Raw genomic sequence first — 13,583 nt, forward strand, 5'->3', positions numbered from 1 at the left:
AAACCCCCCCCCCCCCCCCGGGGGGCCCCCCCCCCCCCGGGGGGGGGGGGGGGGGCCCCCCTGCTCCAGCCGCGCACGGCAAATTCACCGGTGCGCCTTGCAATCACCGCTTGACCTCGCCCGCCCCATTTCCTAACCACAAACCCATGGCGGGCCTGTAGCTCAACGGTTAGAGCAGAGCGCTCATAACGCTTTGGTTGCAGGTTCGAATCCTGCCGGGCCTACCATCCTCCCCGCCCTGCCTCCGGTTCGGCTGCGCTGTTTCTGACCCTTCCCGATCCACTGATTTGCGTCCGGAAACGGCCGATGCCATTCCAATCCCCGGTCTGGCCAGAAGCTTTTGCTTTTTTCTAACCGCCTGAAGGCTAAAGTGGCCAATGAGCAGGCCGGCTTTATTCATTCCGTTGTGTTTCCAAGCTGTTTTTTGGCATTCGTCCGGCCACTGGACCTGTAGAGGCACGAGAGAACACAATGGCAACCGAAAAACTCACAATCATCAAAGCAGACGTAAAGAACGAGGTGACCAAGGCTGTGAAGCCGAAGTTTGTTCAGCTCGGCAATATGAATTTTGCAGCCACCGTCGAAGTCGACAAGAAAGTGGCTGCCGAACTGGATACCGACGCCCGTTTTGTCGCCAAGCTTTATGATGACGCCACCAAGGAATACAAAAAGCTTCTGGCCGAATGCAGCCTGCGTGTCAGCCAGGCAAACGATCTGGGTTCGGTGCTGCCGCTGACTGAAAAGGAATGCAAAGAGCTGGACGCCGACATCAAGAAGATCTTTGCCAAATACGAAAAGTCGATTGAGCAGGTCGCGACCAAACATTTCGACAAGTGGAAGCAGGCCAACAAGGACCGCAAGAAATACCGGATCAAAGTGGTCAGCGCGATTGTCCTGGGCAGCGCCTGCGCCATCGGCAGCACGGCGTCATTGGCGGCTGGTGCGGTGACCGGCGGCGTGTCGATTGCCGCCAGCATCTACGGTATTGCGCAAAGCATCGTCTCGGTGGCGCGCGCAATTCAAAAGGTGACGTCCGACATCGTCAAGATCCATGGCGAGCTGGAGAAGGCGCTGAAACAGCTGGTGACCTCTTATGAGAAACAGTCCAAGGCCAAGGTTAAGGCCAAGGAGATCGGTAAGGAATTCCTGGCAGATTTTCTGATGATCGAAACCGCGGGCTTCAACCGGGTGGATAAGCATCTGGAGACCTATAAGGCGAAGCTCAAAAACATCGATCTGGAGATAGCGGGCCTCGGCAAGGAGCTGAACAAGCTGCTGGATAAGCAGGGCAAGCTCGACAAGGAGATCGAGAAGAAGCTGGGCAAAATGGCCAAGGACCGGGGCTACAAGAGCAAGAAACTGGACGGGCTGTTTACAGCCATGGAAGCGGCCCGCAAGGCCACGGCCAAGCTGATCAAGGATATCGAGGCTTATCATGTCAGCATCAAACCGGCCGAGAAATTCCGCGACAATGCACAGAAGGCCGTTGATGCCTTGCGCCACAAGGACCCGGTCTGGACCAAATGGGCAATCTGGATCGGCAGCCTGGGCCTTACGACCGCAGTGACCAGCATCGCATCGGGCGGAGAAAACCTGATCAAGGCAGCCTCGGCCATTGAACAGGGTTTCACCGCACTGTCCAAGGAACTTGCCTGAACCTGGCAGCACGCTTGCGGGCCGCTGAAGACAGCGGGCCGCAAGCAGCCTGTCCGGACCAGCCCTGGCAAGATACTGCACCCCCAGCCCCGCCCACGGTCACACCCCGCGCTTGCGATTGAGCCAGGCAGTCAGGCCTGCCGTCTCCGCTGCCGTCAGCGCCCTGTTGACCACACCATAGGCGTAAAGCTTTTGGCTGACCGGCAAATCCCGCAGCCCCGCGGCGATGGTCAGACCGCCGCTGATCAGCACACCGGTTTCATCTGCGCGCCATTCTGTGGCCTGCGTTCCCAGATCCGGCAGCGGTATCGTCAAACGATCGTCAACCAGGTCGTGTGACAGATACCAGGCGCTGCTGGAGGGCTCCTGCATCAGCAGCGGCCTGAAACTGTCCCCTCCCTCCTGCAACGCATGGAGGCCGGGGACATTGCGCACCGAAACATTGCGCACCGATCCTTGGGTCGCGGGTGTGCCCTCGATCCAGAAGTTGCCGCCGGAACCGTCGCCGCGCAGCAGAACCTCAACCGTGCCATTGGTGACCTGCCAGGGGCCAATCCCTGTATCATCCGCACTGGTCCCCACCCTGGCGCGGAAGCCCCCCGACAGAAAGCCGAAGACTTCGTAAGAGACGAGATACCAGTCCCCCACCGTGATCCCGGCCCCATCCTTGTAGACATAGGACGTGCCGGAACCATCACCGGTGCAAGTAAAGCTGCCGTCGCCGTTGTCCGCGAATTTCCTGGTGGTTGAGAACGGTGCCGCGAACAGCTCCGTCCCCTGCCCGCTCAGGCGTTGCGCCAGCGGCCCGGCGCCCGCAGCGGCCATTACACCCTGTGCGCCATCCAGTATCAGCGCCACCGGATCGCCCGGGCCGGCCACCGGCACCCGGCCTTTGATGTCCTGGAACATCCCGCCGGTGCTGGACGGATCCCAATAGCCGCCAAGCGCGCCGGGCGCGGCAAACAAGGCAGCGGGCGTGAACGGGTGCTGTGCAGCCGCCAGACCGGTCAGCCTGGTGGCGGAATGCCCCAGCCCCAGCATCAGTACCACCCAGCCACGGATGCGGTCGTCCCCGTCGCTTCAATACCCGCGGCGGAAAACCCGATGGTTTCACCGGCAGTAACCACATAGGTGATGATTGTGCCCGCCTCATCGCGCAGCACCAGATCCCCCGAGGCCAGCACCCGCAGCACCCGCGGCCGGACCGGCAGGTCGGTGCCGTCCTGCGGCGTGATCACCATGTGATGAGCAGCAGGGCTTTCCAGCCCGCGGCGGTGGTTGGAAAACGGATCAATCTGAGGCATGAGAGCTCTCCCAACAGTGTTTCTTTCCCGGACAAGCTGCCCGGGGCCCGATTGATAGCTGCAAAGAAAGAAGATTGGGAAAAGCAGGCGTGCGCTGCAGGCCGCCGCCGCGCAACACCTGACGGCATTCAGGCGCCCGCCCCGCGCGGCGGCCAGTTCGGTTTAGCGGTCAGCGCGCAATTACGATGTCAGCCTTCAGCCCGCCCAGATCCGTGCTTTCGCCCAGCCGCAATGTGCCGCCATGGGCACGTGCTATGTCCGCCACAATCGCCAGCCCCAGACCAACACCAGACCCGCGGTCCTGGTTGCGGGCCGGATCCAGCCGGGTGAAGGGGCGGATGGCATCGCCGCGCTGGCTGGCTGGGATGCCGGGGCCGTCATCCTCGACCCGGATCCGCATGGAGCGTTCGGTCATCGCCACAGAAACCCGCGCTTGGGAGCCATAGCGCACGGCATTGGATATCAGGTTCTCCACCGCCCGCCGCAGCGGCTGGCGGCGCAGCATCACCTCTCCTTCGCCGGACATCTCTCCCAGCGCCACCTGTTTTTCCTGGCGCTGCCAATCGCTGATGATGGTGCGGACCAGCTCTTGCGGGTCCACCGGCTCCGGTTCGCTTATCGTCGCCCCCCGGGAAAAATCCAGAAATGCGTCCAGCAGTGCCTGCATTTCATCCACGTCGCGCAGCATCGGCGCGGCGTCCTCCTCGTCCAGCATCGCCAGCTCCAGCTTCATCCGCGTCAGCGGCGTGCGCAGATCATGGCTAACCCCCGACAGCATCAGCGTGCGCTGCTCGATCTGGCGCTCCAGCCGGGCCCGCATGTCCAGAAAGGCGCTCCCGGCTGCCCGCACCTCCAGCGCGCCGGCGGGCGAATAGGGCACTGCCCGGCCGCGCCCAAAGGCCTCTGCCGCATTGGCCAGCCGCTTGATCGGGCGCAGCTGGTTGCGCATGTAAAGGAAAGAAATCAGCATCATCAGAAAGCCGAACAACAGCATGGTGACAATCAGCTGATGCGGAGCTGCGGCGGTTACCCGGCGGCGGTCAAAGCTGAGTTCCATCAGCCCATGCGCCGCGCCGAAATAGACCTGCACCCTGCGGTCCGCCGGGAACCGCGCCGCGAGAAACCCCGGAAACGTCTTTTCCAGCTCTTCGCGCACCACCCGGCCCGAAAATTCGATCAGGCTGAACTGATCCTCCGGCAGCGGCGCACCGGGCGGCAGAAACCGCGCCTGCATTTTCAGCGGCTGCAGCAGCGGCCCCATCTGCGCCAATGCGGCCTCCTGATCCGGTGCCGTATCCGCCACCTGGCGCAGCAGCTCGAACTCACGCTGGAGGGTGGCCGTCATCTGCACGGTCACATCCTCCAGGTCGCGTTTGATGAACACGACGGACACCACTATTTGCAATGCCACAATGGGCACCACCAGGATCAAAGCCGCACGGGCATAAAGACTGCGCGGCATATATCGTTTGAGCCATTTGAAGAACATGGGCTAAGCCTATAGGGCGGTTGGATAAGAGGAAAGAGGATCCAGGCGCGCACCGGCCAGGAAAACAGCAGCGGAGCAAGACCATGCAGGCACCGGATGAATTCAACCCGCAGGCAGGCCTGGCCGAGGAGCTGGAGCCAGGCCTGCGCCGCATCCTGGCGCCGAATCCCTCGCCGATGACTTATCGCGGCACCAATACCTATATGATCGGGACCGGCGGCCTGGCCGTCATTGATCCGGGGCCGGACTCTGCGCCGCATCTTGCCGCGATCCTGGCCGCAGTGCAGCCGGGCCAAATGATCACCCACATCATCGTGACCCACAGCCATCTGGACCACTCCCCGCTGTCCCGGGCGCTGGCCCAGGCAACCGGCGCGCCGGTCTATGCCTTTGGCGGTCCCGCAGCCGGGCGCAGCGCAGTCATGTGCCAGCTGGCCGCCGACGGGCTGGCCGGCGGCGGCGAGGGCATCGACAGCGGATTCTCTCCAGACATCATCGTCGGTGACGGCGAAATGATCCGCGGCGACGGCTGGGAACTAGAGGTCATCCACACACCCGGCCACCTTGGCAATCACATTGCGCTGGCTTGGGGCGACGCCTGTTTCACCGCCGATCATGTGATGGGCTGGGCCAGTTCGCTGGTGTCGCCGCCGGATGGCGACCTGACGGAATTCATGGCCTCCTGCCGCCGCCTGCGCCAGCGCGGCTGGCGTGTTTTCCACCCAGGCCACGGCGCCCCGGTCCACGATCCTGCCGGAAGGCTGGACTGGCTGACCGCCCACCGCGAATCCCGCGAGGCCGCAATTCTGGACGCGCTTCAAATTGCGCCGGCTAGCGCAGCCTCTTTGGCCCGGCAGATTTATACCGAGACCCCGCCGGCTTTGCTAAAGGCTGCTGAGCGCAACGTTTTCGCTCACCTTGTTGACCTCACCGGCCGCAAGTTGGCCGCACCGCAAGGCGTCCTTTCCGCCACCGCTGTATTCGAACAGCGCGGCGGTTGATTTTTTTCGAAAAAGTCCTCCGAACCCTCTGGACGCCTGATCCCGAGGGCGCTATACGGCACGGACCGTTCCGGCGTAGCTCAGCGGTAGAGCAGTTGACTGTTAATCAATTGGTCGTAGGTTCGATCCCTACCGCCGGAGCCAAAGAATTCAAGGACTTAGCGATCGCCCGTTAGGTCCTTTTTTCTTTTCAAGCACAGAAAACACTACCCGGATCGGTGACATCGGATCTTTTGTCATCCATTTGCACATGTACGTCCTAACCAACGGCCTGCAAACGCTTTTTCTCCTCCACCGCATATTGAAGGAGAGGCTTGCCCTTTTCCTTAGCTGTGGCAAACACGCATGGTTTCGGCACCTTCGGCAAAGACCTTGGTGGCTACACCTCTGGGCCGCACGAACGTGTTTTTTGACGAATGCTCAGTCATCAGATGCTCCCCCGGCCTCCTGTGGCGTCCCCTGGACTGCTTCGGCATCAATCGTGTCGTGTCGCATAGACCATGTAGTCGGGTGATTGGTCGATGGGATGCGCCGTTAGATCATAGACCAATAATGCGATTTGATCGCCGAGATCAGAGGCGTTCTCGACTTTGAGGTTTGCCGTGCTGTTCAAAACCGTGACTGTGACGGTTGCGGTCGATCCGCCGGTAGAGGCGGAGAACGTCATGGCGTTCCTTTCATGGTGTTGCGCGCCCAAGAGCCAAGCCAGTCGAACCCGCCTTGAGTTTAATCTTCTCAATGCTCCGGCTCCCGCAGGAGGAGGGTGTAATCGGATGTGACCGAGGGTGTGCCCAGAACGACAAAAGCGCCCCGAAATGGAGCGCTTTGTCGTTTATTTCCAACTTCTTAGGAGGAAGTTGGCTCCGGCGGTAGGGATCGAACCTACGACCAATTGATTAACAGTCAACTGCTCTACCGCTGAGCTACGCCGGAATACGAGATGCGGTATAGGAATAACTCCAATGGACGTCCAGAGGTAATTTGCGGTTTTGAACAACTTTTTTCGCCCCCGCTAGAGGGGCCGTTTTCGCCGGGAAGAACCGTAAGTCCTCCAAGGCCTGCCAACCTCCAATCAGCCGCCGGGCAGGCCCCCGAATTGTACGCTCAAGACCGATGACTGCGGTACGGCTAGTGCGTTTCTTCAGGTGCATCCTTCGGGAACAATTCCTCCAAAAACGCCTGCAGCGGCGGGTTCTTTTCAGCCGCATCGGTTTGCTGAGCAGCAGAATGCGGCACGATAGCAAAATAGGCGTACGGCAACGGCAGGCCAGGTTCACCAACCACGACGCCAAGATTGGCGGGGTGTTTTGCCTGCGCCAGCATCTTTGGCACCAATGCAATACCTGCCCCCTGTCTGGCGAGTTCCAGGGCAACCGCAGCGCCGCCGACACGCAGGCCTTTGCGCATGTTCGGGTTTCTGGCCAGGCCAGCGGCCCGGAACCAGTTTGCCCAGGTCGGATGCGACGCATACTGCTCTCCCCAATCAGTATGTATCAGCAAAACGTCCGGCACTGCGGCAATCCCGGATCCTGCCACATGGCTGTCGTAAAACGCTTGTGTGCAAAACGGATGGGCGACGTCTTTGAACAATGGCAGCTGGGTGTGCTGCGGATAAAGATGGCTCTCATAGGTTACCCTAAGATCGGTACGCGTATTCAACAGGTCGACCGGATCAGCTTCGATCCGCAACTCGATCCCGGTGCCGGGAAACGCCTCCCGAAAGCGCGAAATGGCGGGGGCGACCCAGTTTTCTGCCAAAGACTGGATTGTGCTGACTGCAAGGCCGGAGCGGGCCTCAGCTTCAATGAGGTTCTCCGTGGCCGTCGATATGGCCGTCAATGCTTCGGAAATTGCCGGGTAATAGGTCCGCCCGGCATCGGTCAGCAGCAGACGGTTATTCAACCGGTGAAACAGCGTTTTCCCAAGAAACGCTTCTGCATTCTTGACCTGCATACTGACTGCGGCAGGCGACACGCCAAGTTCGGACGCCGCAGGCGTGAACCCGCCCAAACGCACTGCAGCCTCGAATGCTTTGAGTGCATTCAATGGAGGAAGGAGCATGGAAGCGGCCCTTTCTGAATCAGAAAACCTTAGGCCAGCCTCACATTTTTCGATCTGTAAAGACATCACACAAACGCCATCATGCCCAAAACGGGAGTGACAGACATGGCGCGCATAGAGATCGAATACCTGGGACAGCCGGAAGTGGACCGGGTGGCTCTCAGCAATGACGACATCCTGGATGCGGTTGAGCGGACTTTGGTTGCAGCCGGCCGGAACAAAACCGTCATCGAACCGCGGATGCATCTGACGCCGGATCCGGCGTTCAACGGGCACTTCAATGTGCTGCGCGGGTATGTGGCGCCGCTGGACTATGCAGGGGTCAAGATCGTGGGGGATTACGTCGACAATTACAAACAGGGCCTGCCGTCAGAGCTGGCGCTTTTGAACCTGTTTTGCCCCAGAACCGGGGCACCGCGCGCCGTGATCGACGCCGCCGGCATTACCGATATGCGCACTGGTGCGCTGACGGCCCTGGGTGCCAAATGGCTGGGGCCGAAGACCCCGAAGGTCCTGGGCCATGTCGGCGCGCGCGGCACCTCGTACTGGAATGTGCGGCTGCTGGATCATCTGTTCGACTTCGAGGAAATCCGCATCCACTCGCGGCGCCCCGAAAGCCGGGAGGCCTTTGCCGAACGGCTGCGCCAGGACCTGGGCAAAGACGTGACCGTGACCGCCAGCTGGCAAAGCTGCTTGGAGGGCGCTGATATTCTGGTCGAGGCAACGCGGCTTAGCACCCCTGCCCCGATGTTTAACCGGGCCTGGGTCAAGCCGGGTGCCTTTGTGGTGCCTTACGGAACCATGAGCACCCTGCCGTTGGATTTCATCGAGGGTTTTGACAAACTTGTCATGGATGATCTGGGGCAGATGCGCGCCGGGCACCTTGGGGCGCTGAGACCGCACATCGATGCGGGCCTGGTCAGCGAAGAGACGTTTTATGCCGAGATCGGCGAAATCGCTGCAGGATTGAAACCGGGGCGCGAGGCGGACAGCGAAACAATTCTGTTCTGGCACCGCGGCATGTCCACAAGCGATATCGCCCTTGGGGCAAAGATACTGGAGCGCGCCAGAGAACTGGGGATCGTTCAGAACCTGCTGTACCGGGATGCCTGACATGAAAACGCTAAGATTGGATGGCACGTCGCTGACGGTTGCGGATCTTGACCGGGCCGCGCATGGAAACTGGCAGCTGGACCTCGCCCCGGGAGGGCTTGCCAGAATGAGCCGGACACATGCGCTGGTCGCGCGGGCCATCGCAGGAAAAATCCCGGTTTACGGCGTGACAACCGGATTGGGCGCGCGGGCGACCGAGGTATTAGGTGCAGACGCACTCGCCGATTTTTCGCTGCAGACGCTGCGGGGACGCGCCCATGCCATCGGGCCATTGGCCGCGCCCGAAGTGGTGCGGGCAGGATTGATCGTCCGGCTGAACACAATGCTTGGCGGTTACAGCGCAGCCCGGCCCGAGGTCGCCCGGCATATTGCCAGCTGCCTGAATGCGGGTCTTGTCCCGGTGACTGGCTCCCTTGGGTCAATCGGTGCGGCGGATCTGGTGCTGAATGCCGCAACCGGGCTTGCGCTGATCGGCGAAGGCGAGATGTATGCCAGCGATGGCAGCATCGGCCCCAGCGCCGAACTGATGCAAGCTCATGGGATTACGCCCTTAAAGCTGGCACCGCGCGACGGGCTGGCGCTGGCCAATCACTCCTGTGCAACCGCCGCCAGGGCCGCGCTGACCGTGTCCAAAGCCGCAACCGCCTTTGAAGCGGTGCAGACTTCTGCCACGATGTCGATGGAAGGGTTCCGGGCGAATACCGGTCCTTTGGACGAAACCATTTTGTCCATTAAACCCCATCCCGGCCATCTGAAGGCAGCATCGGGCCTGCGCAACCGGCTGGCTGGCAGTGCGCTGTTTGAATCCGGCCAGGCCCAGCGCCTGCAGGATCCGCTGTCGTTTCGCAATGTTGCGCAGATCCATGGCACCGCCAAAACTGCGCTGGACCGGGCCATGGACTGCGTGCAAATCGAGATCAGCAGTGCCAGCGACAATCCGGTTGCCCTGGCCGAACGCAAAAAATTGGTTTCTTGCGGCGCCTATTTCACATCCGAGATTACCAGTACTGCCGAAACCCTAAGCCGGTCGTTTGTCCCATTGGCCATGGCACAGCTTGCCCGCGCCGCCAAACTTCTGAACCCCGAATTCAGCGGCTTGCCCAGTTTTCTGGCAATGCCGGACAGCGCCTCCAACGGGTTCGCCTCGGTCATGAAGGTGGCTGAATCCCTGGTCGCCGAGATCGCGCATGCCGCCCAATCGGTGCCGGTTTGGCCCAGCGTGAATGCAAATGGAGTGGAGGATTGCCTGACAGGTTCCCCGGCAGCCGTCAGCGCGCTGGACAGGATCGCTGACAATGTCTTTCACCTGACGTCGATTGAATTACTGATTGCCTGCCAAGCGATAGAGCTTCGCAAGCTCAGCGGCAATTGCGGCGGGTTTCTTTCTGGTATGAACAATCAGGTCCGAAAGATCTCGCCCGCGCTGCGCGACGACCGGCCGCTTGCCAAAGATATCGAAAACCTGTCAGCCACCCTAAAAGAAAATCGCATCGCTTTCTGCCCCCCTGACGCAAGCGAATGAACACTTCAGATGCGGCGACCTGATTGCAAAGGCACGATCCGGCCGGCAATCAGCCCCGCCCAGGCGACACACGTTTTTGGAGTGGTGACTTAAGACATGGCTGAAATCTGCGGGGGCCGCTTTTGCAATTACCCTCGCCGCGGCTGCGTGCTGCAAACGGTATAGTTGTTTTTTTTGAAGCCTGAAGCGCGGCAAGGAGTTATTGCCGCGCCTCATTTTTGATCAAGCCCCTACGCGAAAGTAAGGTCGATATTTTCGATATTTGCGATATCCAATGCGATTGTCGAGAAGCTGTAGCTTGATACAACACCATTGGTGTCATCCGCATTTGCAGCCAGCGACATCAGATAAGCATCAACTTCGACTTGCATCGCAGCAAAGTCCGCAGCAGCCACCTGCACCTCAAGCGTATCGATACCTGACTGCCCGTCGATCAGGTCGCGCACGCCATCCGCCTGGAAGTCGCGCCAGATAAAGACGTCATCGCCATCACCGCCAAAGGCCATATCCGCGCCCTCACCGATACGTTTGATTTCATCATCACCTTGGCCGGCAAAAATCATTTCGCTTCCGGCATTTCCGCTGATCTCGTCATTACCGGCGCCAGCAAAGATAAAATCGTCACCTGGGTTGGCACTGATGACGTCATCACCGTCGCCGCCCAGTATCTGGTCGTTGTCGCCGCTGCCCGCGATGTCATCGTTGCCGCTGCCGCCGGAAATGATGTCATTACCAAGATTGCCCGACAGATCGTCATCGCCTTCACCGCCAAGGATTGTGTCATCACCGGCCGACCCCAGAACCGTATCGTCGCCGCTGGCGCCGTCAATGCCATCATTGCCGCCGCGGCCCGTGATGGAATCATTACCGCTGCCGCCGACGATGATGTCATCAAGGCCTGAGCCTTCGAAGGTTTCGCCCCCGTCGCCCAACATCACGGCGCCCGGCGCTGACGCGTCCGGAGCCGCAATATCGCCCAACTGAAGCTCGGCTGTCGCCATCCGGCCCTGGCTGTCAACAACGGTATAGCTCACAACGTCAAACCCGCCGGTTGCTTCCGCATTGGCAGTGTAGGTGATCTGTCCGTCCGGCTCGACTGACGCCGTGCCAAACTGCCCGTCTGTAACAGACATGACAACCGGCGTGCCGGGGGCCTGACCCGGATTGTCATTGGCCAGCACGTCAACAGTCGTGCTGCCGTTCAGGGCAGGCAAATCAGCGGTATCATCACTGGCTGAAAGGATCAGGGAGGAGACCAGAACATCCTGATCGTCAAATCGCAGCAGTTCCATATCAATCAGCAGGTCTTCACCATCCGGCCCCGTCACTGTGAGCGAGCTTCCACTAAGTGTATTCAGGGTGATTGTGTAATCTGCAAGAGCACCGTTAAAGACTGCAATGTCGAAATCAAGGCCGCCATCGATCGTATCATCGCCCGCGCCCCCGACGGCTGTATCATTGCCTCCGGCAAGGTGGATGGTGTCATTGCCGCCGCGCGCGTCGACAGAATCATCGCCAGAGAACGCGCGGATAGTGTCGTCGGTATCACAGCCAATCAGCACGTCATCGACGCGCGCCTCACCGTCGATGCGCCCGCACGGCCGGATGCCGGCGTCGATGTCTTCAACAGCCTCGCCTTTCCGGATTTCAATAATCTCAACCCTGCCGGACATATTCACATCGGAATCGATAGTGTCATCGTCCCCCTGATCCTGAGCAACGAATCCAAATCCATCGACCTCCGCAAAGAAGACCTCATAAACGCCCGGATCCAGATCAGTGAATGAATAGCCGCCGTCGCTGTCTGTGCTTGTGGTGAATACTTCGCCCGTATCCAGGTTCGTCAAAGTGACTTCGGCGCCGGCCACGCCGGGTTCACCATTGTCGGTGTCACTGCCATCCGTGTCTTCGAAATACCGGCCTGAGAGCGAGCCGGGCTGCGGGTCGACAACACCCAGGTCGATATCAGTTTCCGTGTTCGCACCAACAGTGATCACACCCGACATACCGTTTTCATCAACATCTGAATCGATCGTATCGTCCGAGCCTGCGTCCTGAATGGTAAACTCTGTACCGTCAGGCGCCACACCCATGATCTTGTAATCGCCGGCTTCAATTCCGTCGAACCGGTAGTTCCCATCGGCATCGGTGGTGGTGGTTGCCACGACAACGCCGCCGGCATCAAGCAGCTTGATCGTGACATCAGCCTTGCCAGGCTCCGGGACCACTTCTTGCTGGTCCTGGCCTTCAAGAACGATGTTATCGATACGCACATATTCGTAGCCATCGCCCTTGGTCTTGATCGTGATGTCTTCCCCATTGCTGATGGCAACATCCTTGATGACATAGGTTGAAAAGCCGCCATCATTCGACCCGCCGCCGTCGGAATCGGCATCCAGCCGGATTGCTTCGACTAACTGACCATCCACTTTCAGCTTGATCTTGCTTTGGCCGTCGTTTTCATCCTGCACGCGTATCTTTACGTCATAGACACCGGTTTTGCCGTCAAAGGTGGTGCACAGCGTGCCGTAGCACCCTGGATAAGCCAGCTTGACAAGCTCACCGCCGGACGCCTGGTTGCCGTCCACCGTCTTAAAGCCGCTCTTGTGCATATTCTCGGCTTCGATCTTGTAATCGCAACCTGGGATGGTGGTCACCTCCCCGTTAATGCCGTCGCAATCCAAATCGCAGAAAACGGTGCCTGAAATGGATCCCGTTTCAATTTTGTCACCCGCGCCAAGGCATTTGTAGTCAACCCAGTTACCTTTGACGCCGCAGGTCTTGACCACAGTCAATTCAACCCCGGCCGGGGGAACATCATTGTAGAAGGTGAAATAGTCTTCGCCCTGTCCCGGGGCGTCATGGCCTTCAATCTCGATTTCGATCAGGTAATAGGTATTGCCGTCCGAGCCTTTCAGGACGTGATAGCTTTCGGCATACATCTTCCCGCCTGCCGGTTCACCATCGACATAAGCGTTTTGGCCGTACCTGTCATCCGCGCGTTCGTTACTGTAATAGTCGCCTGACAAAAAATAGTCGTTGTCTTTTGTAGACAGGCATACCGTGGCGCTTGCCGGCATGCTGAAGGTGTCACCGTACCCAAAGCTGGATCCATTTCCTCCTTGATCCAAAAGATCTGCTTCGGTAAATGCAGTCCATTCGTAATTCCTGTAATTGTAGGTCACTTTCACTTCCCCCGATCAGGCGCAACTCGTTACAAACAAACGCCCCAAGGAAAGGCCCGTTTTCCAGGCCGTTTAAACGCATTCCGCAACACAGACTGCCCGCAAAACCGGGTTCGACGAAACCGGCTGCGGCTCTCACTGAGTAATGAAATTTGTTCATTTCGGCCAAGTACGGCTCGGTCTGTCCCCCGGCAGCGTGTTTTCCCAATTCTTGACCACCGGAAACAACACTTCGCTTCTGGCAGCCACCTT

At 59.6% G+C, this 13,583-nt stretch carries 10 protein-coding genes and 3 tRNA genes; 6 read left to right on the top strand and 7 right to left on the bottom strand.

The annotated features are described in order from the left end of the window. The first annotated feature begins 151 nt into the window (after positions 1-151). Both L1069_RS02205 and L1069_RS02210 read left to right on the top strand, forming a co-directional pair. Positions 152-227: transfer RNA gene (locus L1069_RS02205), tRNA-Ile, on the top strand. A 244-nt stretch (positions 228-471) separates the two neighbouring features. Next, on the top strand, positions 472-1,656 hold the full coding sequence (locus L1069_RS02210) for a hypothetical protein (RefSeq protein ID WP_237454634.1): 1,185 nt from the start codon (positions 472-474) through the stop codon (positions 1,654-1,656). A gap of 99 nt (positions 1,657-1,755) precedes the next feature. On the opposite strand, the gene L1069_RS02215 is transcribed toward L1069_RS02210, so the two are convergent. The 3 genes from L1069_RS02215 to L1069_RS02225 all read right to left on the bottom strand — a co-directional run bounded on the left by L1069_RS02215 (position 1,756) and on the right by L1069_RS02225 (position 4,449). Beyond that, complete coding sequence (locus tag L1069_RS02215) at positions 1,756-2,697, bottom strand: hypothetical protein (protein WP_237454635.1); 942 nt, start codon at positions 2,695-2,697, stop codon at positions 1,756-1,758. Next, positions 2,697-2,960, bottom strand: coding sequence for a hypothetical protein (locus L1069_RS02220; protein WP_211038714.1), 264 nt, complete (start codon positions 2,958-2,960; stop codon positions 2,697-2,699). The genes L1069_RS02215 and L1069_RS02220 overlap by 1 nt, the downstream gene beginning before the upstream one ends. A 169-nt stretch (positions 2,961-3,129) precedes the next feature. Continuing rightward, positions 3,130-4,449 carry an ATP-binding protein gene (locus tag L1069_RS02225; protein ID WP_237454636.1) on the bottom strand — a complete coding sequence of 440 codons (1,320 nt, stop codon included), beginning with the start codon at positions 4,447-4,449 and terminating at the stop codon, positions 3,130-3,132. Between the two features lie 83 nt (positions 4,450-4,532). On the opposite strand from L1069_RS02225, the gene L1069_RS02230 reads away from it, so the two are divergent. Further along, positions 4,533-5,450 carry an MBL fold metallo-hydrolase gene (locus L1069_RS02230; RefSeq protein WP_237454637.1) on the top strand — a complete coding sequence of 306 codons (918 nt, stop codon included), beginning with the start codon at positions 4,533-4,535 and terminating at the stop codon, positions 5,448-5,450. A 69-nt stretch (positions 5,451-5,519) separates the two neighbouring features. Further along, positions 5,520-5,594 (top strand) — tRNA-Asn (locus tag L1069_RS02235). 331 nt (positions 5,595-5,925) lie between these two features. Here L1069_RS02235 and L1069_RS02240 read toward each other — a convergent pair. From L1069_RS02240 to L1069_RS02250, 3 genes are all read right to left on the bottom strand, one after another. Continuing rightward, positions 5,926-6,117: a hypothetical protein gene (locus tag L1069_RS02240; protein WP_237454638.1), complete on the bottom strand. Its 192-nt coding sequence runs from the start codon at positions 6,115-6,117 to the stop codon at positions 5,926-5,928. Positions 6,118-6,308: 191 nt separating this feature from the next. Next, positions 6,309-6,383, bottom strand: a tRNA-Asn gene (locus L1069_RS02245). Positions 6,384-6,578: 195 nt separating this feature from the next. After that, positions 6,579-7,577, bottom strand: a complete 999-nt coding sequence (locus L1069_RS02250; protein ID WP_237454639.1) for a LysR substrate-binding domain-containing protein — start codon at positions 7,575-7,577, stop codon at positions 6,579-6,581. 39 nt (positions 7,578-7,616) lie between these two features. Between L1069_RS02250 and L1069_RS02255 the strand changes: the two genes are divergently transcribed. Further along, the gene (locus L1069_RS02255; RefSeq protein WP_237454640.1) at positions 7,617-8,624 is read left to right on the top strand and encodes an ornithine cyclodeaminase family protein; all 1,008 of its coding nucleotides are present in this window, start codon (positions 7,617-7,619) and stop codon (positions 8,622-8,624) included. A 1-nt stretch (position 8,625) separates the two neighbouring features. Further along, positions 8,626-10,146: an aromatic amino acid ammonia-lyase gene (locus L1069_RS02260; RefSeq protein WP_237454641.1), complete on the top strand. Its 1,521-nt coding sequence runs from the start codon at positions 8,626-8,628 to the stop codon at positions 10,144-10,146. Positions 10,147-10,376: 230 nt separating this feature from the next. On the opposite strand, the gene L1069_RS02265 is transcribed toward L1069_RS02260, so the two are convergent. Continuing rightward, positions 10,377-13,331 carry an SdrD B-like domain-containing protein gene (locus L1069_RS02265; RefSeq protein ID WP_237454642.1) on the bottom strand — a complete coding sequence of 985 codons (2,955 nt, stop codon included), beginning with the start codon at positions 13,329-13,331 and terminating at the stop codon, positions 10,377-10,379. Between the last annotated feature and the right edge of the window lie 252 nt (positions 13,332-13,583).

Origin of the sequence: Leisingera sp. MMG026, assembly GCF_021654205.1 — a bacterium.
Lineage (GTDB): Bacteria > Pseudomonadota > Alphaproteobacteria > Rhodobacterales > Rhodobacteraceae > Leisingera.

What these genes read in the sequence shown, in the direction of transcription:
- L1069_RS02210 (WP_237454634.1), top strand. Translation starts at nt 472, where the DNA reads ATGGCAACCGAAAAACTCACAATCATCAAAGCAGACGTAAAGAACGAG.
- L1069_RS02215 (WP_237454635.1), bottom strand. Translation starts at nt 2,697, where the DNA reads ATGCTGGGGCTGGGGCATTCCGCCACCAGGCTGACCGGTCTGGCGGCT.
- L1069_RS02220 (WP_211038714.1), bottom strand. Translation starts at nt 2,960, where the DNA reads ATGCCTCAGATTGATCCGTTTTCCAACCACCGCCGCGGGCTGGAAAGC.
- L1069_RS02225 (WP_237454636.1), bottom strand. Translation starts at nt 4,449, where the DNA reads ATGTTCTTCAAATGGCTCAAACGATATATGCCGCGCAGTCTTTATGCC.
- L1069_RS02230 (WP_237454637.1), top strand. Translation starts at nt 4,533, where the DNA reads ATGCAGGCACCGGATGAATTCAACCCGCAGGCAGGCCTGGCCGAGGAG.
- L1069_RS02240 (WP_237454638.1), bottom strand. Translation starts at nt 6,117, where the DNA reads ATGACGTTCTCCGCCTCTACCGGCGGATCGACCGCAACCGTCACAGTC.
- L1069_RS02250 (WP_237454639.1), bottom strand. Translation starts at nt 7,577, where the DNA reads ATGTCTTTACAGATCGAAAAATGTGAGGCTGGCCTAAGGTTTTCTGAT.
- L1069_RS02255 (WP_237454640.1), top strand. Translation starts at nt 7,617, where the DNA reads ATGGCGCGCATAGAGATCGAATACCTGGGACAGCCGGAAGTGGACCGG.
- L1069_RS02260 (WP_237454641.1), top strand. Translation starts at nt 8,626, where the DNA reads ATGAAAACGCTAAGATTGGATGGCACGTCGCTGACGGTTGCGGATCTT.